Here is a 23,645-nt window from a genome sequence, read left to right as displayed (position 1 = left end):
GCTTCCCCTGTCAGCAAGGGCGGCGAACGGCGAGGCGAGAGCACGGGGCAAAGGACTGGAGAGCACATGCGGCCGCGCCTAGTCGGACTGGGTTTGCGGCGTGGGTAGACCTTGAGACCGGTCGCGGATCGCCGTGAGTCGGCATGAGACCGGAGCGGAGCCGCCGGAGACTCCACCCGGTGGTCGGCGACGGCGGTCAAAGATCACTGCATTGATCTGCCATCCAGTCTTTGGCCGACGTCAAAGCCCCGACGCCAGCACCCTTCGTGTCGTGGTCGGGTGCGATGGGGCTCTGGTAGAAGTTGCCTTCACGGTTCCCCATCAGCGCAAAGGAGAGCGTCACGACGGCGCCGTCGGGCAGCTCAAAACCGTTGTTCACGGTCGTAAAACCGCCGGTCTTGGAGCCAAACGCCTCCACTCCCTCCTGCCCAGCAAACGCAACGATCACCGACTCTGCGGCACTCGCTGTGACACCCGACTGAACGATCGCGATTGGCCTGCTAGCGAACTTTGTCGGCTCTCCTGGCAGGCTGCCCCACTCTTGGTCGTCCCATGTCACCGTGTTCCCGTTCACGACGACGTTGCTCGTGGAGCCGTCACGATCGCGAAAGGCCTCGACCACGCCGTCGTCCAGCAACGGACTCACCGCCACGAGCATCTCCCACAAGTTGCCTCCACCATTGGCACTCAGGTCGATGACCCATCCGCAGGCCGTGCGGGCACGTTCCGACTCGAAGACCGCAACCGCGGCCCCAAGATATTGGTCGATCTCACTCTGGTCATCACTTGAGAACCCTGGAACCGTGACGGTCGCGACCATGCCGTCGTACGTCACGGTGGGCATTGGCACACCGCCTGGCGGAAAAGGCTGATCCCACACTGCGACATCCGCTGGCGTCGAAAAGAAGCTGTGCTTACCACCGGCGACCTTGGTCAACCGCCGCAGAGCCTCATAGGTGTCCGGGATGGAGTCTGAGGCGTACAGACCGGGAAGTGCCTCCTCGACGGCTTCGTCCCATGCGTCAGAATCAGCGTAGTACCCCTCGCTGAGCCCTGAGATGGCCTCGTCGACGTACTCGCGAACGCCCCGGTCGCTTGACCGCGAACAACCGGAGATGACAAGCAACAGCACTGTTACCCCCACCGCGACTGCGCGTCGGGAACCAGCCCCGTTCGTCACCGCTCCTCCCCTCGTCGTTCTTGAGGTGAGCCACCCGACAATAACGAGCCGCTCGACCACTATTCGAGGGTATCCGGTCGGCCTGAGTCGCAACGCTACCCACAACAGTTCGGAAGCGAACGCATCGCTCGGCACCGTAGAAGTACCTACGGAACCGGCGTCGGGCGCGATCCCAGCGGGTCGGACGGACGACAATCCGGGTTGACAGCCTGAGTCCCCCGCCACGAGGGTGCGTGAGTGCCCCGTACGGTTCCAGCGTGCACTTTGCGGGTGCGTGAGTGCCCCGTACGGTTCCAGCGTGCACTTTGCGGGTGCGTGAGTGCCCCGCAGGATGGATTGGCGATAGGTGGGTTGCCGTTGGGGACCGCGCCCGCGGGGGCGTCCCGCTGTCAATCTGCGCGAGACCCGCAGATCTCACGTCAATACGCCCACGTAAGAGGACACCTCGCATTACGTCTACGTAATGGCATACACTTCATTACGTTCACGTAACGACACCGCACTCCCGGCAAGGACGTCACCATGGCCCACGGCACGCTGCGCTCCCCTGCCGACCTGGGCCGCGCCGTGCGTCACGCCCGCAGGGACCTCGGCCTGTCGCAAGCAGAACTCGCCGCCAGGCTCGACGTCACCCCACGGTGGCTCTCGGAACTCGAGACCGGAAAACCCAAGATCCTCGACGCCCGCCTCTTCGACGTCGTCGCACAGTTGGGCCTCAACCTCACCTGGACCCTCGATGACTGACACCGGCATCGGCGTCCACCTGCACGGCCAACCCTTGGGCCGCCTGGAACAGCGTCGCGGCGGCGCCACCTGGATAGCCGACCCTGCCGCATTGGAGCGCTACGGCATCGGCTCCACCGTGCTGTCGCTCGCCCTGCCACTGGAGAACACCCCCGCGCCCATCGCTGCCACCGAGGCGTTCTTTGGCGGCCTACTCCCCGAAGGCCCCCGCCTCGAAGCCCTGCTCAGCGACATCAGGGGCCTCAGCCGCGACAACCTCGTCGGCCTGCTGACCGCGGTGGGCCGAGACGTGGCCGGCGGGCTGGTGCTCCCCGGTCCCGCAATCACCGCCCTTGGTCCCCTCCTCACCGACGCCGAGGCCGCCCACGAGGTGGCGAACCCGCGCCGGTATCTCGCGGGCGGCGGCTCCGGCATCGCAGGCATGCGCCCCAAAGTGGCGCTGGCGAAGTCGGCCGCGGGCTGGCATGCCGCGCGCGACGGGCACCCGTCATCCCACATCGTCAAGCCCTCCTCACCGGACGCGCTCCGCGACGCCCACGCCGAGGTCTGGGTCATGAACCTGGCACGCGCGGCGGGACTTACCGACTACCGCGTGGACCTTGAGTGGTTCGGCCAACTGCCCGCCGTGGTCATCGAGCGCTTCGACCGTGTGCCCCGCCCCGACGGCGGCCTGGAGCGCCTTCACCAAGAGGACGCCGCGCAGGCTCTGGGCCTGGCCTGGGGCGGCGACGCCAAGTTCGAGTGGCACGGCTCCGGCGCGTCACTGCGGGCGATCGCGGCGCTCCTGGATCGCGACCGCACGCTGCGCTCCATCGGGCCAAGCGACAAGGAGCGCCTGCTCGCGCAGACCGTGTTCCGGCTGGTCATAGGCGACACGGACGGTCACGCCAAGAACCACGCCCTGCTGCACGATGCCCGGGGCGGCGTGACGCTCGCGCCGCTCTACGACACGACGCCCACCGTGCTGTACGGACAGGGCGCCGTGATCGCGCTTGAGGTGGCCGGGCATCGGCTGCTCAACCAGATCGACGCCGACGCCCTGGTGACCGAGGCCAGCGCGTGGGGCCTGCGCGAGCACGCGGCGCGTGCGGTCATCGAGCACACCGCAGAGGAGACGCTCGCCGCGGCGCGGGCCGCCGATGCGCCCGAAGACATCGCGCCACACCTACCTGGCTACGTCACCCAGGCATGTGCGGCACTACTTGCCGGCAAGCCCGTAGGACTCGGCTTGGGCGAGTTCCCCACGGTCGCACCCTTGCACGTGGTGTAGTTCACCGTCACCCGGCGTCCTCCGCCTCCATCGCCAGTCAGGATCACGCCGTTCACGTAGTCATTCGGCTGGACCCATGCTGCTATCCCCCCGCGCCGCACCGCGCTATCGCCGACGCCGCAGGTGCGCCGCCACCACACGCCCGTTGCGCATGTGTTCCGACACCCACACCGTGTCGGGCCTCGTCGCCTGGCCAATCGATGACGCTGTGTGCAGACCTCGTGCGCGGGTGGCGCGTTGCTTGGCGGCGTCGAGGTGCTCCGCCAGGCGAGGCATCGTGCGGTCGCGGAGCTGTTGGGCCTCGCGCCCCACATCGGCGAACGCCTCGGCGAACGCCTGCGGCAGCGCATCCGCCATCTGATGCACTCGGTCGACCACATACTCCCCGCTCAGGCCCGCTTCGCGGCCGAGTGCCTCCCAGTGGTCCGACCCAATCTTCGACAGCGACCGCTCTCCGCCGATGCCCAGCGCGAGCTTTCCTGGGCCCGTGTCGTACGGCAGGTCGGACGCCATGTCGTACAGTGGCGCGAGTCTCACCCGTTCGCGCTCAAGTAGGAGCGAGTAGTTCTTCGCGTGCCCGTCAGTGGACGCGGTGAGTGCCGAGAAGATCAGCGAGTCGACAAAGGCCCGGACCGAGGCGTCCTCGTCGTCGCGCGAGATCGAGTAACCGCGGAGTACAGCGAGCACATCGGTCGACGTCACCCCTTCCCTGGAGTCATCGACGTCGTACTTGTTGCGACCCATCCCGATGGCCTGGTGGAGGTCCTCCTGGTGCAGGCGCCTCACTGTCCCGTCGTGGCGCGCGCGGTCGTAGCGGGTTGACACGACGGCGCTCTGGGACTTGAACTCAAGCCACCGTGACTCGGCGCAGTCGAGGCCGATCCGGGCGGCCGCGGCGAGCGTGATGTGCTCGTCAAGGGCTTGCGCGGCGATGCCGCGGACGCCGGGCTTGAGGATGTGGGTGTCGCCTCAGACCCCGTCGCGGTGAACCACCGTCCGTCCTCCTCGCGCAGCGCGAGCTTCGGCTGCATGCCTGCGAGCGACCAGTGCTCGTGGCGCTTCACCCACGACACCGCGTCGTCCATCTCCATCTCGGCCAACCGCACCTCGATGTCCGAGTCGGACTCCGGCTCGAGCGAGCCCCCTCGGCGGATCGCGTCGGCGGCGTCTTCGGTGCAGAATTGCACCGCCCCCGCGCAGTCAAGCCCCGCGCCGTGAAGCAGCGAGAACGCATCGGTGGTGCCGATCTGGAAGTGCCTGGCCATCGCTGCGCGCGTGCCGGGGTGCTCGGGAAGTAACCCGTCCAGGAAGTGTGTGACGCGCCGGTCGGTGTAGCGCGCGGGTGACACCGGCAAGGCCAGGGACAGGGGCGTCGCGCCCGCAGCGCGGCCCGTTGAGGTGTATTCGAGCGACACGGCTCCCGTCCGCGCTCGCGACACGTCCGCGACATGCTCCCCGGACAGGAATACCAGGAGACGCTCCCCTGTCTTCACTGCGACCTCGTCGTCGCGCGCAGCGTGGTATCGAGCGTGTCGAAGACGGCAAGCACCATCCCCAGGCGCGCATTGTCGCCCTTGCCGGCCTCGAGGTCGATGATCCACCGCCTGGAAGTTCCGGATCGCTCGGCTAGCTCCTGCTGAGTGAGTCCGCGCTCGAGCCGCAGGGTGCGAATGGCAATACCCAGCAGCGTGGGCGTGCGAAGCGGCCTGTCCATAGCGACCTCCAGCCAGTCGGAATGTCACTGTACCTTCACATGTGCTACATGCGCAAGAACCTGCACGTGTAGAGCGGGTGCAGGTTCCTGCACATCCACTAGCCGCGCAGAGTGTGACCGCGACGCCCGTGGCTCACACCCCGGCAGGGTCCTCCGCCTCCATCGCCGCGTTGAACTCGCGCTTGCTCGACTGCCAACGGTCCTCGTTGAGGCCGGTTCGCCAGTAGCCGGAGATCGACACCCGCGCGCGATCAAGGCCCGCGTCACCGAACAGGAAGCGTCGCAGCGGCTTCACCATGTCCGCATTGCCGTGCACGAACGCTTCCACCACACCGTCGGGCACCCCCGCCGCCATCACGGCCCGCACCAGCGCCTCGCCGTATGGCAGCCCGTGTTCGTCCCGATGCACCCACGTCACCGTGGTGCGCGACGGCACCCGCAGCGGCTGATGATGATCGGCCGATGCCACCTCCAGGAAAACCGACGCCCTAGCATCGGCCGGGAGGGCCTCGAGTGCGGCCGCGATCGCGGGGATCGCCGCCTCGTCGCCCACCAGCAGGTGAGCGTCGGCGTCGTCGGCGGGAGCCCACGCCCCACCCGGCCCCGTAAACGAGATCTCATCTCCCGGCCGCGCGGACGCCGCCCACGGACCCGCAAGGCCCTCGTCGCCGTGGATCACAAAGTCGATGGCCATCTCGTTCGCGACGCGGTCGAGCCACCGGATGGTGTACGTCCGCGTCACCTCGCCAAACTTCAGTTTGACGTAGTGGTCAGTGAACGTGAGGTCAGGGAGGGCGCGCACACCGTCGCCACCAAGGATCACGCGCACCATGTCGGGCGCAGTGACCTCGGTGCGAGACACCGTCGCAGTGTGGACGGGACGCGGGGGGCGGTTGGGGGTAGTCATCGTGAACTAGCGTACGAGCGCCAAGCCCCGCAAGCCACCTTCCTCAGGGATCACGCCGCGCGGGCCCGTCATGCCCGACCTACGATGGCAAAGATGAACGCTTCCCCTCCCGATCATCTTGTCAGTGAGAGCACCTCCGCCGACGCGGCAGAGCGTCCAGCGCGTTGCCGATGCCCTCGCCGCCGACGGATTGGTCGCCGCCAAGCCCGAACCTGACCACAAGACGGCCCCGTTGCTGGCGACAAGCCCCATGGGGCAGAAGGTGCCCGCACAACTCGTAGCAGCGTCCGACAAGGATCGCGGGGCACGCCTCTCGTGCACCGACGTGACGGCACAGGAACTCGCCGCCGCACGCGCCACGGTGCGCAAGGTGCTTGGCGCGCTGGCGGACTAGCTGCTCAACCTGACCGCAACCACGCGCCGCCTGCTAGCGTCGCTCGCGTGACAGCCAACCTGGTCTTCCGGCCCGCGGACATCCCATGAGCAGCGACATCACGCCGCCAGTAGCTCACCCTTCGATCACGCACGACACTGTGGTGAGACTTGTCACGGAGCAACTCCCCGACTTCGTCCACCTCGGAATCGGCGAGCGCTTTGACGGCTGGGACTGTGCGATGTTCCGCCTGGGCGAGCAGTACGCCGTCCGCCTCCCCCGGACCCAAGGCGCGGTGCGATTCCTGCAGGCCGAGATGCACTGGGTGCCGCAACTTTCGGGCGGCTGGGACTTTCCGGCGCCCCGCTTTGTCGCGCACGGACTGCCCAGCCAGGGCTACCCGTGGCCGTGGGCGGTCGTCACCTGGGTTCCTGGTGAGACGGCCGATACCGTCCCCCTTCGCGCCGACGCCGGGGCGGCGGTGGGCAGGGCCCTCGTCCAAGTCCACACCCCCGCGCCGGACGACGCGCCTTTCAACACCGAGCAGTCGATCCCCATGGCGGATCGCGACCCGAAGGTCCGCGAGCGCGTGACTGAACTCGCCAAGGAGCCCGGGCCGCTTGGGGAGACGATGAACGTGGCTGCGGCCCTCACGATCTGGGACGCCGCACTCGCGGCACGCGAGCACACCGAGTGGGTCTGGTCACATGCGGACTTCCACGGCGCGAACGTCCTCAGCCACGACGGCGCGTTCGGCGGCATCGTCGACTGGGGCTCGATGGCCATGTGCGACCCGGCCGTGGACCTCGGCTTCGTCCACACCCTCATGCCGCGGGCCGGCGTTGACGCCGCCGTTGCCGAATACGGCCGCCTCACCGGGCGGGTCGACAACGACTTCCTGGCGCGCGCACGCGGCATCGCGCTCAGCAAATGCGTCGGCGTCGCCATGTCCCCTCGACCCGTCACGACGGCGATGGGCTGGCGCGGACTCGTGGCGCTGGGCGCGGCTTCCACCGCGTAACCTAAGTCTCTCCGACACCAGAAGGACTCTCGTGCGTCAGACTCGCGCCCCCATCGCCAGCCGCATGGCGTGGCTGGTGTTCGCCACCGCCGCGGCCGCCTACTTCACGGCCGTGCTGCACCGCACCGCGCTGGGAGTGGCTGGCGTGGAGGCGCTCGACAGGTTTGGCATCGAGGCCACCGCGCTGTCGCTGTTGGCGGTCATCCAGATCACCATGTACGCCGCGATGCAGGTGCCCGCGGGTACCCTGCTGGATCGCTTTGGGCCCGCCGCCGTGATGGTGGCCGGATCGCTGGTGATGGCCGTGGGTCAAGGCATGATGGCGTTCGCCCCCGACTACGGATGGGCGCTCGCGGCGCGCCTGCTGATCGGCGCGGGTGACGCCCCGATCTTCATCGCCGCCACGCGCCTCGTGGCCCATCATTTCCCGCCGCGGCGGGTGCCCGTCATGGTGCAGATCACCGGTCTGGTCGGCCAGGCGGGCCAACTCGCCACCGCCCTCCCCTTGGCGTTCGTCCTCCACACGGCCGGTTGGGAGCCCGCATTCGGCTCGCTCGCGGTCGTGGGGGCTGTGGTCGCATCGGTGGTGTGGTGGGTGCTCGTTCGCCCTAAGAACCCGTCCTTCTCGCCGGAACGCTCCGCTTCCATGTCGGTGCGCGCGGCCCTGACCACGTCCATGCGCACGCCCGGGGTGAGGCTGGGATTCTGGAGCCACTTCCTGGGGCCCTTCTCGGCCAATACGGTCGCGTTACTGTGGGGGTTTCCCTACTTCACCACCGCTCAGGGCCGCTCCTCCGCGGAGGCCAGTCTGCTGCTGACCTCGATGGTCATTGCCAGCGTCACGGTGGCCCCGGTCATCGGCACCCTCACGGGACGCCACCCGCTGCGGCGCAGCTGGCTGGTCCTGGGCGGGGCAGTGGTCGTGGCGCTCACCTGGGTCGTGATCCTGCTGCCCACCACGCCGAGGCCGCTGTGGCAGCTCGTCGCCTTCGCGCTCGTGGTGGGCGCGGGCGGCCCGATGTCGCTCATCGGGATGGACTTCGCGCGCACCCACGCGGTGCGGGAGCGGCTCGGTAGCGCCACGGGCTTCGTGAACATGGGCGGCTTCATCTCGACCATCATCAGCGTGCTGCTGGTGGGCGTGGTGCTGCAAGCGGTCTCCCCCGCGGGCGCGTCGGAATACACGCTCGGCGAGTATCGTGTCGCGTTCGCCGCGTTGACGGTCCCGTGGATCATCGGCGTGGTGGGGGTCTTCACCAGCCGACGCGACGCGAGGGCGGTCCTGGCGGCCGAAGGTGTCTTGGTCCCCAGCGTGCGCGAGGTGTGGCGGCGCTACCGGGCGCGCTGAGCCCGCCGAACTGGGCGGACACCGTCGCGCCAGCACCGCGAATCCACAATCCACCTTCATTGCCTGCAGGCGGAGCCAGGACAATGTCGATTGGCGGTGCGCACGCGACGCCTCGACGCGCTAGCCGATCACGGAGATGTGCTCCCGGTGATGCGCCCCGGCGTCGACGAGGTCCACGATCGCCATGGCGAAGTCGGGCGCGGAAATGAAGGACTTGCCATCCTCATCCACCATCGCCACGTCGCCTCCCACCCGGTACGTGCCGGTCGCTTCGCCCGGAACCCAGGCACCGAAGCTCGCCGCCGGGCTCACAAACGTCCAGTCCAGCTCCGCGGGCGCGGCCAGCAACGACTCGAGAACGGCGTGGCCGGCCTGAGCCTCAATCCGGTACTGCTCGGCGACCTCGCCTTCGACAAAGCGGGGCTGGCCTGGTGCGGGACGGAGCGAGGAATACCCACCCACGACAATCAACCGGGCACCCGACTCGATGGCCGACTCCATCAGCAGTTGCGACAACTCGACTTGCTTGTCCACCATGTCGCCGCGCGGGGCGGTGGCGGTGATGACGGCCTCGGCGCCCGCAATGGCGCGCGCCCGCAGATCCGCCGACAACGCCGAACCCTGCAGGTAGGCCACGCCGTCGATGGGCACCATGGGCACCGAGCGGGCCATGGCAGTGACGCGGTGACCACGCGCGGCGGCCTCCGCGACGATCGCGGCTCCCGCATATCCGGTGCCGCCGATGACGGTGATGTGTGCCATGAGTGCCTCCTTGTGGCCGCGACGCGCGTTCGCGGCGCCATGTGGGCGAAACACCTGCGGGTCGCCGACCATTCCGGCGAGACGCCACCGTGACAAGGCTCGCGGCCGTCGCCAGCCAACTCTCAGTCGGGTCTGCACAATGCTTCAGGTGTCGCCACCGCGACCATCGCTGGGGACACTTGCGAGCACGCTGGCCTGATTCTCGGGGCGGGTTGGTCGTAGCCTGAGCGCATGAGCATCCCACAGCACACCCTCAACGACGGCCACCGCATTCCGGCGATCGGCTTTGGCACCTACCCGCTGGTGGGCAAGGAGGGCTACGATGCGGTCAGGTCCGCGCTCGACAACGGCTACCGGCTCATCGACACCGCAGTCAACTACGAGAACGAGGGCACGGTGGGCCGCGCCATCCGCGACTTTGTGCGCGAATCCGGCGTGGATCGATCCGAGATCACCGTGCAGACCAAGCTTCCCGGTCGCCACCACCACACCGACCGCGCCATCAAGTCCGGCTACGAGTCGCTGCAACGCCTGGGGCTCGACCAGATCGACGTGCTGCTGATCCACTGGCCCAATCCGATTGCCGGCACGTTCGTGGACGCCTGGCGGGGTCTGGTGAGGCTGCGCGAGCGGGGCATCGTGCGCAGCATCGGCGTCAGCAACTTCACCGAGAGTCACCTGGAAAGCGTCATCGCCGACTCCGGCGTGACGCCGGTGATCAACCAGATCGAGCTCCACCCCCTGTTCACCCAGGAGGCGATGCGCGCGGTGCACGATCGCCTGGGAATCGTCACGGAGTCCTGGAGCCCGCTGGGGAAGAGTTCCGCGCCGTTCGCCGAGGGGGCCGTCGCGAAGGCGGCCGACGCTCATGGCGTCACCCCCGCGCAGGTGGTGCTGCGGTGGCAGGTGCAACTGGGAAACGTGCCGCTTCCCAAGTCCGCCAACGCGGCGCGCCAGGCGGCCAACCTGGACGTGTTCACCTTCTCCCTCAGCGAGGATGAGATGACAGCCGTCAGCGCGCTCAACCGGACCGATGGTCGGCTGTTCGGAGGCGACCCGACCACGCACGAAGAGATGTAGTACCGCCACCCACACGCCAAAGACCTAGGAGCCGCCATGGCCTCACGTGCCTCCCGCCGCGCCTGGTGGATCTTCGCGGCGGCCAGCGCAGCGTACTTCATGGCGATCATGCACCGCACCGCCTTGGGCGTCGCGGGCGTGGAGGCCCTCGACCGCTTCGGCATCGGCGCAACCGCCCTTGCCGCACTGTCGATCACGCAGATCGCCGCGTATGCGACCCTGCAGATGCCCGCCGGACGGCTGCTGGATCGGTTCGGCCCCCGCACCGCGATGGTGGGCGGGTCTCTCCTCATGGCGGTGGGGCAAGTGCTGATGGCCACCACCCACAACTACACGTGGGCACTCGTGGCCCGGGTGCTGATCGGCGCGGGAGACGCACCCATCTTCATTTCCGCCTCACGGCTCGTGACGCAGTGGTTCCCACCGCGCAGGGCCCCGCAGATGGTGCAGTTGACCGCCCAGATCGGCCAGGCTGGCCAGCTCGCGAGCGCCATTCCTGTGGCGTGGTTGCTGCACTCCCAAGGATGGTCCACCACCTTCCTACTGATCGCCGGCATGGGCGTGGTCGCGGCGGTCATTGTGTTCAGCGTGCGCCTACCCGGGGCGGCCGATGCCGAGTCGGTCTCCTCACCGACCACGGGCGGGTCCCGGCACACCATCTCCCGGGCCGGCGTGCGGCTCGGATTCTGGACGCACTTCACCTCGCTGTTCTCCGCCAACACCGTGGCCCTGCTGTGGGGCGTCCCCTTCTTCATCACCGCTCAGGGCCGTTCCGTCGCGGAGGCGAGCCTGCTCCTCACGGTGCTGACGCTGTCCAAGTTTGTGGTGAGTCCGTTTGTCGGGACGGCCACCGCGCGCCACCCATTGCGGCGCTCGTGGATGGTGCTGATGTTCGCGTGCGTCACGGCGGTGGCATGGACCCTGCTGCTCATCCCGAGCACACCCAGACCCATGTGGCAGCTCGTGCTGTTTGTCATGGCGATCGGCGCGGGCGGGCCCGTCTCGCTCGTGGGCCTCGACTACGCCCGTACCTTCGCCGACCGCGAGCACCTGGGCGCCGCGAGCGGACTGGTCAACACGGGGGGATTCGTGTCGACGATCGTGGCGGTCGGTCTGGTGGGCGCCGTGCTCCAAGTGACGGCACCGCACGGCGACTACGGACTCGATGCGTACCGCCTCGCCTTCGCGGCACTCGCCATTCCTTGGGCCCTGGGCGTGACGGGAATCCTCCGCAACCGCGCCAAGGCGCGTGCGGATTGGGCCGTCGATGGTGTGGTGGTGCCTCCCATACGGGAGGCGCTCGAGCGTCGGCGCTTGCGGCGCATGGGCGAGTAGCGCCGCCGCGAAACTGACGCGGGCGCGCCGCCCCAACGGCCTCTTTGTACACCTTGCCCATGTCGCAGCAACTTCGCATGGTTGCCACGGCACGCCTCGGCGCCTCGACGCTCGTGCTCTTCGCGTTGGCCCTCACCCTCACGGACACGTCGGGCCTGGTCCCTGCACGCGTGATCGACCTGCTGGGCTACGACACGCTGCAGGCCAACGTCATCGCCCTGGCAGTGTGGGTCGCCCTCACCTTTGCTGCCGCGCGGCCCACATCGGCGAAGGTGCAGCGGGCACTCGAGTATGCACGCGCCTTCGCCATCGCCAACCTCGTGCTTGTCGCCATCCTCTACTGGGTGATGATCGCGCCGCTGGGCCTTGAGGCTGGCCCGCAACTCGCGACAGTGATGGTCATCTCGCACATCGTGACGCCTGTCTACGCAACAATCGACTATCTGGTGGTCGGCCCCGCTGAACCCCTGCCGATGCGCGGCTGGCGGGGGTTCTTCGCGGTCCCCACCGTGTGGGTTAGCCGTGGCCATGGCGCGCATCTACGCGGGCGGCTGGGTGCCGTACAACTACTTGGACCCGGCGCGCGGGCTGCGGGCAATCGTCGGCACCGTGTCGCTGCAAGGCTTCCGGCTCGCGGCATTGGCCGTCGCTGCGCTCCGGATCCGAGCGCGGCGGAGCGTGCCCCACTTCCAGCTGGCCGAGGCTGACCCCGAGGGTTCGGCGCCGTTAGACCTCGATCGCGCCGTCGCGTAGCGGGGGTTTCTACGCCGCCAGGCGGTAGTGGATCACCTTGGGCGCGCGGGTGAAGAGCCATGAGACCCCCGCAACCAGAGTGGGGACCGCGACCAGCGCGAGGGCCATGAGTAGCCACGGAGCCTCGAGCCTGCCGGTGGCGACATCGCGCATCGTCACCGATGCGACCGCCGAACCAAGCGCCACACCGATCACCCCTGCCAGTCCGACGACGATGCCCGCCTGCCATGCCGCCACGCTCTTGGCGAGCGCGGGAGACGCGCCCAGCGACGCTAGGGTCGCGTCGTCGCGCGCGGCCTCTTGACGCGCCAGTCCCACCGCTATCGCCGTGCACGCGCCGCCGATGATCAGCACCGCCCCGAGCGACAGGAGCGCAATGTAGAGCGCGTAGTTATCCGGCGCGCGCGAGACCGAGATCCACAGATCCGCCACCCTGAACAACGAGCCCTGAATCGCGTCCTGTTGCTCTTGGCTCAGGCCCCCGTCCACGTGCACCAGCACTTGGCTCGGTTCCACCGTTGCCCCCATCTGTGCGGCGACCTCCGGCGAGACGATGGCACTGAAGCCCCTGCCACTCAGCGCGGTCGAGTCGGACACGACGGCGTCGAGCGTGAACGTCTTGTCGGGCGCATTCGCGGCGTCGGGGAAGTTTCCCTTCCCGTAGTCCCAGACGTCGAAGGTCGCCGTGCCGTCCTCGACGTAGAGATCGCCGAAGACGACGGCACCTCCGTCGCTGAGCGCGGTCGCTTCGGCGGCGGTCGGCTCGCGGCCGACGATCGCTGCCAGTTGCTCGACGCCGCCCACCGCGATGCCCGAGGCGTAGACCCCGACGGTATCCGACCGGCCGCAGCGGTCATCGGCCGCGTACTCCTTCTCGGTCATGACGGAGCGGTTCGAGAGCCACTCGGGGCAAATGTTTGCCTTGGGCATGTCGAGCGTGGCCACCATCGCGGCGCCGGCCGCGCCGTCGCCGTCAGGGGAGACGCCGTTCTCGCCCTGCAAGGTGCTCACGGCGACCGCCTGAGCGTCGGGGACCGCCGACGTGATCGCATCCTGCACCTGAGCGGCGTCGATGTACACGGTCTTCTCGCCGTCCGATGAGTCGAGGCGAACCTGGCCGTCGCCGTACGGTGCGCTCAACTCTTCAGTATTGAGGCGGGACTCGTGGTCCGCGCTGACGGCACCGAGCGTCGCGAGTGCCACGGTGATGGCAATCGCCGCCACGACGGGAACGGTGCGGAACGCATGCCTGGACGCATCGCGCGCGGCGATCCGTGCAGCTACGCCAAGGGGCGAGAGGGCCCGGGCAAGCGCACGCAGCGCGAGCGGGGCGGCGAACGACGCGCCCACGAGCCCGACGATCAGCGCGATGACCGCAATGAGGGTGGCCCTTTGCCCCTCGTCATACGAGTTCTCGCGCGAGATCTCCCATGAGTGCTCGTACATCCGCGCCGCCCAGACGAAGAGGGCTGCGGACGCGGCCGCGAGCGCGGCACCCACGATCGTGGGCCACGCGCGGGGTCGAGCGGGCCGCTGACTTCCACGCAACGAGGCCACGATGTCGACGCGCGCCGCCACCAGGGCCGGAATGAGCGAGGCCAAGGCCCCGACCACGACGGCAAAGACCACGGTGCCGACGATGTACTCGGGGACGACGTGGTAGCCCCAGATGCCGCCATCTCCCCCAGAGCCGCCTGAACGCGTCTGCAGCCAGATCCACCCCCACGCGGCGGCGAGCCCGAGGGGGACGCCCACGACTCCCCCCAACAGACCAAGCCACGCACCAGTCGCGACGCCGACGCTCACCAGGGTCCCGCGGGGCGCACCGGTGGCGCCCAGGAGGGCAAGGTTGCGCTGATTACTCCGCATCGTCACCATGAATCCGGCCCCCGCGAGGAGCAGCATCTCGAAGGCGCCTATACCCACCGTTCCTGTGATGCCCGAGTTGCCGAACGCGTTGGTAATGACGGACATACCCGAGCCGACGGGCCCGCTGGGACGCCCCTCCTCAGTCACCTCGCGCGAGAACACGAGCAGTCCGTGAGCATTGAGATCGTCCTGTTGCGCCCGAGTAACGGGGGTGTTCGGCAGGTACCACGTACGAGAGAAGGGCTCGCCGACGGCACCGGTGTCGTCAACAGCACCTAGATCATCAACAGGGCCCAGATCGTCGGCAAACCCGTAGACGGTGCCCGACCAATACGCGTTGCCGCCGCCAAGCACGCCCACGAGCTTCACGTCATGCGCGGGCCGACCGACCGACAGGGTGTCGCCCACGTGCGCGTTGAGCCGGTTAGCGGCATCAGGGGAGAGCATCACCTGGCCGGGCCCCGTGGGGACGATGCCAGACTCCACGTGGAACCGACCGGCGAGCGCGGGATCCCAGGCCTCGCCCACGATGGAGCCGAGGCGCGCCACCAAGTCCCCCGCGCCGACGATCGCGGTCGACTCGTCGAGCGCAAGGGTGAGGGTGCCCACGGGAAGGAGGGAAGGCACATCGGCATAGGAAGGGTTGTCGTCGTAGGAAGAGTCGTCGGGGACGGGCTCCAAGGTGCCCTGCCACTGCGCCGTGTACGGATCCTGATTCACGGCGGTGCCATCGGGCTCCGAGACCTTGATCCACGCCTGGCTTTGCCCGACCTCGTTTGCAACGAGCTCCGCCCTAGTGGGGTTCTGGCTTGCGTACACCGTGCCGACCGTCATGAGCACCGTGGACGGCAACGCCACGAGCGCCACAATCAGGCGCACCTTGCGCCGATCCCTGCGGAGCTGCTTGCCCGCGATCCGCAGGGTCGAGGCGGCTCGGCGCAGCGGAAAGAGCGCGCGGCTCACCGCGCGCCACCGGACAGTAGCTGTTCGGGCCGTGCCGACGACGCCTCGTCGATGATGCGCCCGTCAGCGATGTACACGATGCGATCGGCCCACGCGGCGTGACGCGCGTCGTGGGTGACGAGGACGACCGCGGCACCCTCGTCGGCGCGCTCGCGCAACACCTGCAGGACGGTGTCGCCCGTGACCGAGTCGAGCGCGCCCGTGGGCTCGTCGGCGAGCACGAGGCGCCGTCGGCCCACGATGGCCCGGGCAATGGCGACGCGTTGGCGCTGGCCGCCCGAGAGGTCGTCCGGGTAGGACGCGCCTCGCCCGCGTAGCCCCACCACGGCGAGGGCGCGTCGGGCGTCGGACCTGCTCCCCGCCGCCGACTGGCCCGCGAGGTCGAGAGGCAGCGCCACGTTCTCGAGCACGGTAAGAGACGGCAGCAGGTTGAAGTCCTGGAACACGAAGCCGATGCGTTCGCGGCGGATGCGAGCGAGACCCTTGACGCGCAGGCGTCCCAGCTCGACTCCTCCGACGCTTACCGTGCCCGAAGTGGCCGCGAGCAACCCGCCAGCGATGGTGAGCAGGGTCGACTTGCCCGACCCGGACGTGCCCATCACGGCCACCATCTCGCCAGCGTTCACGTCGAGAGAGACACCAGCGAGCGCGTGCACTGCGGAGTCACCTTCGCCGTAGGTCTTGACCACGTCTCGCAGCGAGAGCACGGGTACGTTCGGGTCGGTCATTTGCACGGTCATGAGCGCACCTCGTCCAGGCTGGTTTCAGAAGTGGAAACGGCGGGGGCTGCGGCCTGAGTCGCGCCCGCCTTGCGATCGCGATCGGCTCGCCGGGAGAGCCGCGACTCGGTGTGGTCAAGCCAGCGCACCTCTGCCTCGGCGCGGAAGATCATGGCGTCGGCCACCAGCTCCCACGCATCGTCCCTGTCTGCGGAGGCGCGCTTGGTGCGGGTGAGATCCTGAAGCATGGACATCGTCGCCTTGCGTTGAGTCTGGATGACGGCGCGAACGTCCACGCCGGGGCTGGTGGCCGCAAGCGCGACCTTGAGCGCAACATCGTCCCTGCTGGGGACTGTCGCCCCAGTGGGCGTGACCCACCAGTCCTCGGCCTCTGCGCGGCCCGCGTCGGTGAGCGAGTAGAACACCTGGCGGTCGGCGTCGGCCTCGTGGCGCTCCACCATCCCGTCGCGCTCAAGCCGATCCAGGGTGGTGTACACCTGGCCGATGTTGAGGGGCCATGCCCCGCCGGTGCGCTCTTCAAAACCGGCGCGCAATTCGTAGCCATACTGCTCCCCCTCGACGAGCAGCGCGAGCAACGCATTCTTGACCGACATGGCCCCGCCCCCAACTAGGTACTCAGTCTCTGCATACTGAGTATGGTGCGGGCGCGTGGCCGTGTCAAGAACCATCCGCGATGGGTCAGGTCAGCCCGTGGCGTTCGGCGTCAGCGGACCTCGATCGAGCCGTCCCGTAACGACTCTTCCCACTGACCCTTCTCGCGCGCAGCGAGGATCGACATGACGCCCCACAGTCCCAGGTCGTCGATGTAGCCGATGAACGGCAGAAACAGTTCCGGGATCACGTCGATGGGCGACACCACGTAGACGAGGGCGCCGATCGCGGCAACCCACGACATCGGCGACAGCGTCCAGTCGCCCCTCAGCACCGCCTTGAGGAACTTGCCCCACATGCGCATGGTCACGCCCTTCGTTTTGGTCTCAGGAGAGGGGCAGCCCTACACGACCTCGCGCAGCTTCCCGGAGTGCACGTCGAACACGAAGCCGCGCACTTGAGTTGCGTCCACCAGGAACGGGCAGCGTTGCAGACGCGCCATCGACTGGCGCAGGTCCGCATCCAGGTCCTTGAACGACTCGGGGCTCCAGGTGGGCTTGAGGCCGGTCTCGTCCAGGAGTTCGTTGCGTAGCTCGTCGTCGGTGAACGTCAGGGCGCCGCAGTCGGTGTGATGGATGAGGATGATCTCGCGCGTGCCCAACTTGCGCTGAGAGATGGTCAGCGATCGGATCACGTCGTCCGTGACCACGCCGCCCGCGTTCCTGATGACGTGCGCGTCACCAATGTTGAGGCCAAGCATCGCGAACGTGTCGAGCCGCGAGTCCATACAGGCCACCACCGCGAGGTGGCGCTTCGGAGCAAGGGGACGGTCGGGGATGTACTCGGCTGCGTAGGCCGCGTTGTACTCGAGGAGCTCGTCGGTGATTCCCATGGGCCATACGCTAACCCGTGCCACCGCAATAGCGCAGCCCAACGCACACGTTGTGACACACAAGAAGGCCTCATGGCACGCATCTTCGTGACGGGATCCACCCGCGGCATCGGCGCGGAGACGGCTCGGCAGCTGATCGAACTCGGACACGAGGTGGTGGTTCACGCACGGAACTCCGGCCGGGAGCAGGAGGCCCGCGCCAGCTTTCCCGACGCGCGCGGCGTGGATCCCGGATGCATCAGGACCGACATGGGCGGGCCAACCGCGCCGGACCCCGTCGAGCTGGGCGCCGAGACCCAGGCGTGGCTCGCGACCTCAGACGACGACGAGACCACGATGCCCCGCCGAACCGCCTCCGCACGCGCGGTTCGACGAGGCATCGCCGTCGGGCACACCGCGGGGAGTATGCCCGATCGGAGACGTCTTGCTACTTAGTGCCGGCCCGTCGCTTGTTGTAGACGTCGAACGCCACCGCGAGCAGCAACACGAGGCCCTTGACCATCTGCTGTTCGGGAAGGCCCAAGCTCATGAGCGACATGCCGTTGGACAGCACGGCCATGATCAAACCACCGATCATGGCGCCAGTCACCCGGCCCACACCACCTGTCACGGCGGCACCGCCAATGAACGACGCGGCAATCGCGTCGAGCTCGAAAAGGTTACCTGCGGCCGGCTGAGCAGAGTTGGTGCGTGCCGAGTACAGGATTCCGGCCACACCCGCCAAGAAGCCCATGTTGAGCATGATGCCGAAGTTGACCCACTTGACCTTGACGCCGGACAGCGTCGCCGCGGTCAGGTTGCCGCCGATCGCGTACACGTGGCGACCGAACACCGTGCGCGTCGTCACGACGGTGTAGATCATGATCAGCACTCCGAGAATGATGAGCACGTAGGGAAGCCCGCGCTCGTTCGCAAGCTGCCAGGCGAAGGCCATCACCACGGCGGCGACCACGATGATCTTGAGAACGAACAGCGTGATCGACTCGACGGACTGGTTGTATGCGACGCGCGCCCGACGGCTGCGGAACGAATTGAAGGCGTAGCCCACCACAGCGAACGCAAAGATCAGGATGGTGAACAGGTCGTACCCGTTGCCACCCAACCATCCGTTGGCGAATCCATTTCCGATGTCTTGATACGCCTTGGGGAACGGCGACAGGGAAATCGAGCCGAGGACAAACCACGTTGCACCGCGGAACAGCAGCATGCCGGCCAGCGTGGTGATGAACGCCGGGATACCCACGAAGGCCACCCAGAAGCCCTGCCAGGCACCCACCAGCAGCCCAATCACGATGCCGACGACCACGCCGACGCCCCACGGCATCCCTTCCTTGATGACCAAGATTCCGGACACGGCGCTCGACAGAGCCGCCACCGATCCCACCGACAAGTCGATGTGACCGCCGATAATGACGATCACCATGCCGATGGCGAGCACCAGGATGTACGAGTACTGCAAGACGATGTTGGTGAGGTTGCCGGCGACGAGACTCACGTAATGTGCTCGCGAAATGGGGTGCGTGCCTCATTTGGGTTCCGCATGCTGGTCGAGGCGCCGTGACGCGCCGGCGCGGACTACGCGCTTGGCGCCGCTACCGACTCACGCACAATGAGCTCGGCGGGCAAGGGTGTGGTGTCCGGAAGCTCCTCGCCCGCCAGTGCCGCGACCAGAACGCTCACCGCGAGCGCGCCCACCCGAGCGAAGTCCTGCCGGATGGTCGTGAGCGGCGGCAACGTGTGCGCCGCCTCCGGAATGTCGTCAAAACCGATCAGGGAGATGTCCCGCGGCACGTCGATGCCCCTCAGGCCGAGCGCATGGATCAGGCCGAGCGCCATCTGGTCGTTTCCGCAGAAGACCGCCGTCGCGGAGGGATCCAGCTGGGAGCCGGCATCGAAACCGGACTGCGCCGACCAATCTCCCTCGATCATGGGCAGGCGCGGCAGCCTCAGGCGCATGATCTCCGCCACAAACGCGTTCTGGCGCAGTTGAGCCTCAGTCGCGTCGGCCGGCCCGGCGATGTGCTGGATGCGCGTGTGCCCCATCGCAACGAGGTGTTCAATCGCAAGCCGCACTCCCTGGCCCTGGTCGACGGAGATGGACCACGGCTTGCGCTCATCGCCGGTCAGCAGATACGCGACAGGGACGGCGCTCGCGTGCGCATCCGCCTGGTGGAGCACTGCCCGGGTGGGCGCCATCAACACCAGCGCCTCGATCGAGCGCCCAAAGAGGAAGTCGAGCGCCTCATCGACTGACTCGGCGTCATTGGCGGTCGCGGTGCTCAGCGCCTGAAAGCCCGCGTCTCTGAGGGCGCGTTCGACCGCAAAGAAACTGGAGGTCGGGCCGAAGTCGGGCGTATTGGGGATCAGCACTCCGACGGCCTGCGATCGCCCTGTCGCAAGCGAACGCGCGGCGACGTTGCGGCGATAGCCCAAATCCGCGATCGCGGCGAGCACTCGTTCCCTGGTGCCGGGACGAATGCCCTCGAAACCGTTGAGAACTCGCGACACGGTCTGGTGCGAGACCCCCGCGCGCGCGGCGACGTCGTGCATGCTCGGACCGCGCACCACGTTCGCCATTGAAACCTCGCTGTCTTGAGTACCGACATCGAGAGACTAGCCGCCATGCCGCCTTGCAGACGACGGGGCGCGCCCTCGATGGCGCCTGATGTTGGCGTTAACATCATCACACACACCGGGCGGCCCCGCGACCCCTCACACCCGCCCGCCGCGACGCGCGGGACCTGGTGCTCAGCGGCTCCGGGCCTCCTGCCCCTAGAGTTCGACCAGGTCGGGAGCAAAGGCAGGCCCGGCGATGGAGAAAACACGGCAAAGGAGCCCCATGTCTACCGTCCTGTCAAGACTCAATAGCTTCATGAGCTGGACCGTCCACGGCGACGGCAAGCACATCTCGACCAACCAGGCCGTGGCGCCCGACGAGCGCCTCACGTACCCCCGCACCATCGGCATCGGCGCCCAACACGTTCTGGCAATGATGGGTTCGACCCTGTTGGTGCCAGCGATCACCGGCATGCCGGCCTCGACCACCCTGTTCTTCAGCGCGATCGGTACGGCGCTGTTCCTGACGATCACCGGCAACAAGGTGCCGTCCTACCTGGGTTCTAGTTTCGCGTTCATCGCCCCCCTCGCGGCGGCAGGCGTCAACGCGGGCAACGGCCCACTCGACGGCGCGACCATCGCCAAGGGCCTCGGCGGCATCCTGCTCGCCGGTGTGTTGCTCGCCACGGTGGGCGCCTTGGTGCACCTGCTCGGCGCAGGCTGGATCCAGAGGCTCATGCCTCCCGCCGTCACCGGAACCATCGTGGCTCTCATCGGACTCAACCTCGCTGGCGCCGCCAAGGGCATGTGGAACGGCAGCCCCTGGACCGCGCTCGTGACCCTGGCTGCCGTGCTGCTGCTCATGGTGCTCTCCAAGGGCTTCCTGGGGCGCATCGCGATCCTTGCGGGCGCCGTCCTCGGCGGCGTGTTCGCCGCCTTCCGCGGCGAGTGGGACGGGGCCGGGACCGTCATCGGTGGCGCGTCGTGGTTTGGGTTCCCCGAGTACCACGCGCCCACTTTCGAAGGATCGGTGCTGATCGCGTTCGTGCCCGTCGTGCTCGTGCTGATTGCCGAGAACATCGGACACGTGAAGTCGGTCGCCGCGATGACCAACAGGGACCTGGATCCCATGACCGGTCGTGCGCTCTTCGCGGACGGCGTGGCCACCACCCTTGCCGGCCTCGGCGGCGGCTCCGGTACCACCACGTACGCAGAAAATATCGGCGTCATGGCGGCTACCCGGGTGTACTCGACGCTCGCCTACTGGGTTGCCGCTGGGGTGGCCCTCCTCCTGAGCCTCGTGCCCAAGTTCGGCGCGCTCGTGGCCGTCATTCCGGTCGGGGTCCTGGGCGGTCTCGCGACCCTCCTGTTCGGCCTGATCGCGGTGCTGGGCGCGCGCATCTGGGTGCAGAACGGAGTCAACTTCTCCCACCCGGTGAACCTGGTGACCGCCGCCGTCGCGCTCATCATCGGCACCGCCGACTACGTGGCGGTGTGGGGCAAGATGACGTTCAACGGCATCGCGCTGGGCACCATCGCGGCCCTGGTGATCTACCACGGGCTGTCCTGGCTAGCCCAGAAGCGGGGCACGCAAGAGACGCCTCCCACGGCCCCCGCCCTCGTCGAGGCGGACGTGGTGGCGGTCCGGGCCGCCGCCGGAAAGACCACGGTCAGGCCCCCGGTCAAGAAGAAGAGGTAGTACCCGAGCCGAACGCCGCACCTGCCTCAGCGGGCGCGGCGTTCGTGCGCCGCCTCTGGCCCCCTGGCCGCTCAAGACCGACCCAGCGCCCCCGCACTCCCACTGGCCACACCCGCCAGCCTCGCTGGCCACACCCGCCAGCCTCGCTGGCCACACCCGCCGTCAAGAACTCACTACGAACTCGACGACTGTTGCGGTCCCTCCGCACCGACTGGCGCGCCTCGGTCCGACGGGTAGTGAGTTCTTCACGGAGTGGCGGTTCGTTGCGGGCCTCCCCGCTCACCGAAGATAGGTCAGGGCCCCGGAGGCACCCACCGCGCACCCACCCTCGGGAACCTACCGACTCGCCGCCCGCGCGGCGCGGACCACAGCGACCACCTGCTCCACCACGCCGTCAATGTCGCCCATCACGTCGGCGTAGCCGAATCGCATCACCGGGTAGCCCGCGATCAGCGCGGCTCGGTCGCGCCTTCGGTCGGTATCGAAGGCTGCTGAGAGTGCGTGGGTGGCGCGCCCGTCGGTCTCCACGACGACCTTGCCGTCTATCAGGAAATCAACGCGGCCGACGCCGGGGATTGGCACCTGTGGTTGTGCCCGCAGGCCCGCCGCACGCAGTGCGAACCTCGTGCGAGTCTCGAGCAAGGACTGACTCCGTCCATCACAGTGACGTGCGAGCCATCGTCGCGTGCGGGCTGACGTCAGGCGCATCCCGCCGATGTCGCCCTCAAGCATGAGGCCCATGTTCAGGGCCGCGTCCACCATCTCGAGTTGCTCCATGCGCGAGACGCAGCGCGCCGTGGAGTCGATGACATCCGCAGCGCCGACCACTCTCAGCGGGATCGCGCCAGACATGTGGACCACGATCGACCGCGGGGGCCACGCGTTGGGGCGAGCCGAACTGCGATCGCTGGCCACTGCCACATGAAGTCGGTCGTCCCGGGACGAGGTTGGCAAGCCGAGACGTCTCGCTGCGGTGACGCACGTCGGTTCGCAGCGCCACGCGACGCGAGCCACTTCCACGGGATCGGCGCCCGGGAGCGCGTAAATCCCACGCCTGACACGCACGACGGTGCCCGCCGCCGTTGAGCCCGCGATCCGGCCGTCACTCAGCCCGTGCTCTCGCAACTGCTTTCTCGTTGCCGCGCCGCCGACCAACGCGAGGACTCGCTCCGGGCTCATGCGCCGAATCCTGGCCCCGACTTGCACATTCCGCGCGCAACATACCTGGCATCTGGGGATAACTGCGCCTTGTGGATGGGTCTCGAAATGGTCCCGTCACTTGGAACCGGCGCGAACTCACTACCAGACGGAATCCGGAGTGTGGCGGCGTGCAGCACCGCAGGCACACATGTCAGCTCAGTAGTGAGTTCGCGCGGGGACGGGTGGCCGTGGGTGGGGCCGCTAGCCCCAGCCCAGCGCGTGCAGGCGGTCGTCGTCGATCCCAAAGTGGTGGGCGATCTCGTGAACCACGGTCACGGCAACCTCGTCGCGCACCTCGTCGGCGTCCTCGCACATGCTCAGCGTCGGGTTGCGATAGATGAAGATGCGGTCAGGGAGTTCGCCGAAACCCCAGTCCGCTCCCCTGTCTGTAAGGGAGACGCCATCGTACAAGCCCAGCAGTTCGGGCTCACCCTCGGGCGAATCGTCCTCGATCAGAATCACGACGTTGTCCATCAGGTCCAGGAGTTCGTCCGGCACCAACTCAAGTGCGTCATCGACCGCGTGCTCGAACTCCTCCGGGGACATGGCGACCATGAGCCCATTGTCGCCCACGCGTGGGTGGACCCACCCTTCGACTACCCCTATCATTGACACTTGGCTCAGCCCCTATCGTCTAGTGGCCTAGGA

24 protein-coding genes and 1 pseudogene are annotated in these 23,645 nt (G+C 67.9%); 10 read left to right on the top strand and 15 right to left on the bottom strand.

Going from position 1 to position 23,645, the window contains the following annotated elements:
* Positions 1-196: 196 nt before the first annotated feature.
* Positions 197-1,180, bottom strand: a complete 984-nt coding sequence (locus tag QZZ29_RS03685) for a S41 family peptidase (RefSeq protein WP_291381451.1) — start codon at positions 1,178-1,180, stop codon at positions 197-199.
* 522 nt (positions 1,181-1,702) lie between these two features.
* On the opposite strand from QZZ29_RS03685, the gene QZZ29_RS03680 reads away from it, so the two are divergent.
* Both QZZ29_RS03680 and QZZ29_RS03675 read left to right on the top strand, forming a co-directional pair.
* On the top strand, positions 1,703-1,924 hold the full coding sequence (locus QZZ29_RS03680; RefSeq protein ID WP_291381450.1) for a helix-turn-helix transcriptional regulator: 222 nt from the start codon (positions 1,703-1,705) through the stop codon (positions 1,922-1,924).
* Complete coding sequence (locus tag QZZ29_RS03675) at positions 1,917-3,194, top strand: HipA domain-containing protein (protein WP_291381449.1); 1,278 nt, start codon at positions 1,917-1,919, stop codon at positions 3,192-3,194. Before QZZ29_RS03680 ends, QZZ29_RS03675 begins: the two co-directional genes overlap by 8 nt.
* 105 nt (positions 3,195-3,299) lie before the next feature.
* On the opposite strand, the gene QZZ29_RS03670 is transcribed toward QZZ29_RS03675, so the two are convergent.
* The 4 genes and pseudogenes from QZZ29_RS03670 to QZZ29_RS03655 form a co-directional block, all read right to left on the bottom strand.
* Positions 3,300-4,100, bottom strand: a complete 801-nt coding sequence (locus tag QZZ29_RS03670) for a HipA domain-containing protein (RefSeq protein ID WP_291381589.1) — start codon at positions 4,098-4,100, stop codon at positions 3,300-3,302.
* Positions 4,101-4,384: 284 nt separating this feature from the next.
* Positions 4,385-4,687, bottom strand: a pseudogene (locus tag QZZ29_RS03665) (HipA N-terminal domain-containing protein); the annotation flags it as partial.
* Entirely contained in the window at positions 4,684-4,908 is a 225-nt protein-coding gene (locus tag QZZ29_RS03660) for a helix-turn-helix domain-containing protein (protein ID WP_291381447.1), read from the bottom strand. The gene QZZ29_RS03660 and the pseudogene QZZ29_RS03665, both read right to left, overlap by 4 nt.
* Positions 4,909-5,041: 133 nt before the next feature.
* A complete protein-coding gene (locus QZZ29_RS03655) occupies positions 5,042-5,770 on the bottom strand; it encodes a siderophore-interacting protein (RefSeq protein WP_366478979.1) in 729 nt (242 codons plus the stop codon).
* A 169-nt stretch (positions 5,771-5,939) separates the two neighbouring features.
* Here QZZ29_RS03655 and QZZ29_RS03650 point away from each other — a divergent pair, with 169 nt between their 5' ends.
* From QZZ29_RS03650 to QZZ29_RS03640, 3 genes are all read left to right on the top strand, one after another.
* On the top strand, positions 5,940-6,209 hold the full coding sequence (locus tag QZZ29_RS03650) for a hypothetical protein (protein ID WP_291381444.1): 270 nt from the start codon (positions 5,940-5,942) through the stop codon (positions 6,207-6,209).
* Positions 6,210-6,294: 85 nt separating this feature from the next.
* Positions 6,295-7,209 (top strand): phosphotransferase, encoded by a 915-nt coding sequence (locus tag QZZ29_RS03645; protein WP_291381442.1) that lies wholly within the window; start codon positions 6,295-6,297, stop codon positions 7,207-7,209.
* A gap of 31 nt (positions 7,210-7,240) precedes the next feature.
* Positions 7,241-8,557 carry an MFS transporter gene (locus tag QZZ29_RS03640; RefSeq protein ID WP_291381440.1) on the top strand — a complete coding sequence of 439 codons (1,317 nt, stop codon included), beginning with the start codon at positions 7,241-7,243 and terminating at the stop codon, positions 8,555-8,557.
* A gap of 120 nt (positions 8,558-8,677) precedes the next feature.
* Here the strand turns inward: QZZ29_RS03640 and QZZ29_RS03635 are convergent, their stop codons facing one another.
* Positions 8,678-9,319, bottom strand: coding sequence for an NAD(P)H-binding protein (locus QZZ29_RS03635; protein ID WP_291381438.1), 642 nt, complete (start codon positions 9,317-9,319; stop codon positions 8,678-8,680).
* 231 nt (positions 9,320-9,550) lie between these two features.
* Between QZZ29_RS03635 and QZZ29_RS03630 the strand changes: the two genes are divergently transcribed.
* From QZZ29_RS03630 to QZZ29_RS03620, 3 genes are read left to right on the top strand one after another with little or no spacing between them, the layout of a single operon-like run.
* Complete coding sequence (locus tag QZZ29_RS03630) at positions 9,551-10,399, top strand: aldo/keto reductase (protein WP_291381437.1); 849 nt, start codon at positions 9,551-9,553, stop codon at positions 10,397-10,399.
* Between the two features lie 36 nt (positions 10,400-10,435).
* The gene (locus QZZ29_RS03625; protein ID WP_291381435.1) at positions 10,436-11,734 is read left to right on the top strand and encodes an MFS transporter; all 1,299 of its coding nucleotides are present in this window, start codon (positions 10,436-10,438) and stop codon (positions 11,732-11,734) included.
* 59 nt (positions 11,735-11,793) lie between these two features.
* Positions 11,794-12,441, top strand: a complete 648-nt coding sequence (locus tag QZZ29_RS03620) for a hypothetical protein (RefSeq protein ID WP_291381433.1) — start codon at positions 11,794-11,796, stop codon at positions 12,439-12,441.
* Between the two features lie 55 nt (positions 12,442-12,496).
* On the opposite strand, the gene QZZ29_RS03615 is transcribed toward QZZ29_RS03620, so the two are convergent.
* From QZZ29_RS03615 to QZZ29_RS03595, 5 genes are all read right to left on the bottom strand, one after another.
* Positions 12,497-15,319 (bottom strand): FtsX-like permease family protein, encoded by a 2,823-nt coding sequence (locus QZZ29_RS03615; RefSeq protein ID WP_291381432.1) that lies wholly within the window; start codon positions 15,317-15,319, stop codon positions 12,497-12,499.
* Positions 15,316-16,059, bottom strand: a complete 744-nt coding sequence (locus tag QZZ29_RS03610) for an ABC transporter ATP-binding protein (RefSeq protein WP_291381430.1) — start codon at positions 16,057-16,059, stop codon at positions 15,316-15,318. The genes QZZ29_RS03615 and QZZ29_RS03610 overlap by 4 nt, the downstream gene beginning before the upstream one ends.
* Positions 16,056-16,652, bottom strand: coding sequence for a PadR family transcriptional regulator (locus QZZ29_RS03605; protein ID WP_291381428.1), 597 nt, complete (start codon positions 16,650-16,652; stop codon positions 16,056-16,058). The genes QZZ29_RS03610 and QZZ29_RS03605 overlap by 4 nt, the downstream gene beginning before the upstream one ends.
* Before the next feature lie 110 nt (positions 16,653-16,762).
* Positions 16,763-17,014, bottom strand: a complete 252-nt coding sequence (locus tag QZZ29_RS03600) for a YkvA family protein (RefSeq protein ID WP_291381587.1) — start codon at positions 17,012-17,014, stop codon at positions 16,763-16,765.
* Positions 17,015-17,053: 39 nt separating this feature from the next.
* Positions 17,054-17,542: a carbonic anhydrase gene (locus QZZ29_RS03595; RefSeq protein WP_291381427.1), complete on the bottom strand. Its 489-nt coding sequence runs from the start codon at positions 17,540-17,542 to the stop codon at positions 17,054-17,056.
* A 72-nt stretch (positions 17,543-17,614) separates the two neighbouring features.
* Here QZZ29_RS03595 and QZZ29_RS03590 point away from each other — a divergent pair, with 72 nt between their 5' ends.
* Positions 17,615-17,977, top strand: coding sequence for an SDR family NAD(P)-dependent oxidoreductase (locus QZZ29_RS03590; RefSeq protein WP_291381426.1), 363 nt, complete (start codon positions 17,615-17,617; stop codon positions 17,975-17,977).
* On the opposite strand, the gene mmsB is transcribed toward QZZ29_RS03590, so the two are convergent.
* On the bottom strand, positions 17,970-19,037 hold the full coding sequence (gene mmsB / locus QZZ29_RS03585) for a multiple monosaccharide ABC transporter permease (RefSeq protein ID WP_291381425.1): 1,068 nt from the start codon (positions 19,035-19,037) through the stop codon (positions 17,970-17,972). The genes QZZ29_RS03590 and mmsB overlap by 8 nt on opposite strands.
* 80 nt (positions 19,038-19,117) lie before the next feature.
* The gene (locus tag QZZ29_RS03580; protein WP_291381424.1) at positions 19,118-20,119 is read right to left on the bottom strand and encodes a LacI family DNA-binding transcriptional regulator; all 1,002 of its coding nucleotides are present in this window, start codon (positions 20,117-20,119) and stop codon (positions 19,118-19,120) included.
* A gap of 295 nt (positions 20,120-20,414) precedes the next feature.
* Between QZZ29_RS03580 and QZZ29_RS03575 the strand changes: the two genes are divergently transcribed.
* Positions 20,415-21,797 carry a solute carrier family 23 protein gene (locus tag QZZ29_RS03575; protein ID WP_291381585.1) on the top strand — a complete coding sequence of 461 codons (1,383 nt, stop codon included), beginning with the start codon at positions 20,415-20,417 and terminating at the stop codon, positions 21,795-21,797.
* Positions 21,798-22,133: 336 nt separating this feature from the next.
* Here QZZ29_RS03575 and QZZ29_RS03570 read toward each other — a convergent pair whose 3' ends face one another.
* Both QZZ29_RS03570 and QZZ29_RS03565 read right to left on the bottom strand, forming a co-directional pair.
* Positions 22,134-22,976 carry a type IV toxin-antitoxin system AbiEi family antitoxin domain-containing protein gene (locus QZZ29_RS03570; RefSeq protein ID WP_291381423.1) on the bottom strand — a complete coding sequence of 281 codons (843 nt, stop codon included), beginning with the start codon at positions 22,974-22,976 and terminating at the stop codon, positions 22,134-22,136.
* A 222-nt stretch (positions 22,977-23,198) separates the two neighbouring features.
* The gene (locus QZZ29_RS03565; protein ID WP_291381422.1) at positions 23,199-23,552 is read right to left on the bottom strand and encodes a metallopeptidase family protein; all 354 of its coding nucleotides are present in this window, start codon (positions 23,550-23,552) and stop codon (positions 23,199-23,201) included.
* Positions 23,553-23,645: the final 93 nt, after the last annotated feature.

This window comes from Demequina sp. (assembly GCF_016278765.1).
In the GTDB taxonomy this organism is placed as follows: Bacteria; Actinomycetota; Actinomycetes; order Actinomycetales; family Demequinaceae; genus Demequina.
The sequence above is the reverse complement of the archived record's forward strand: the minus strand, read 5'-3'. Positions and strand labels throughout refer to the sequence as shown.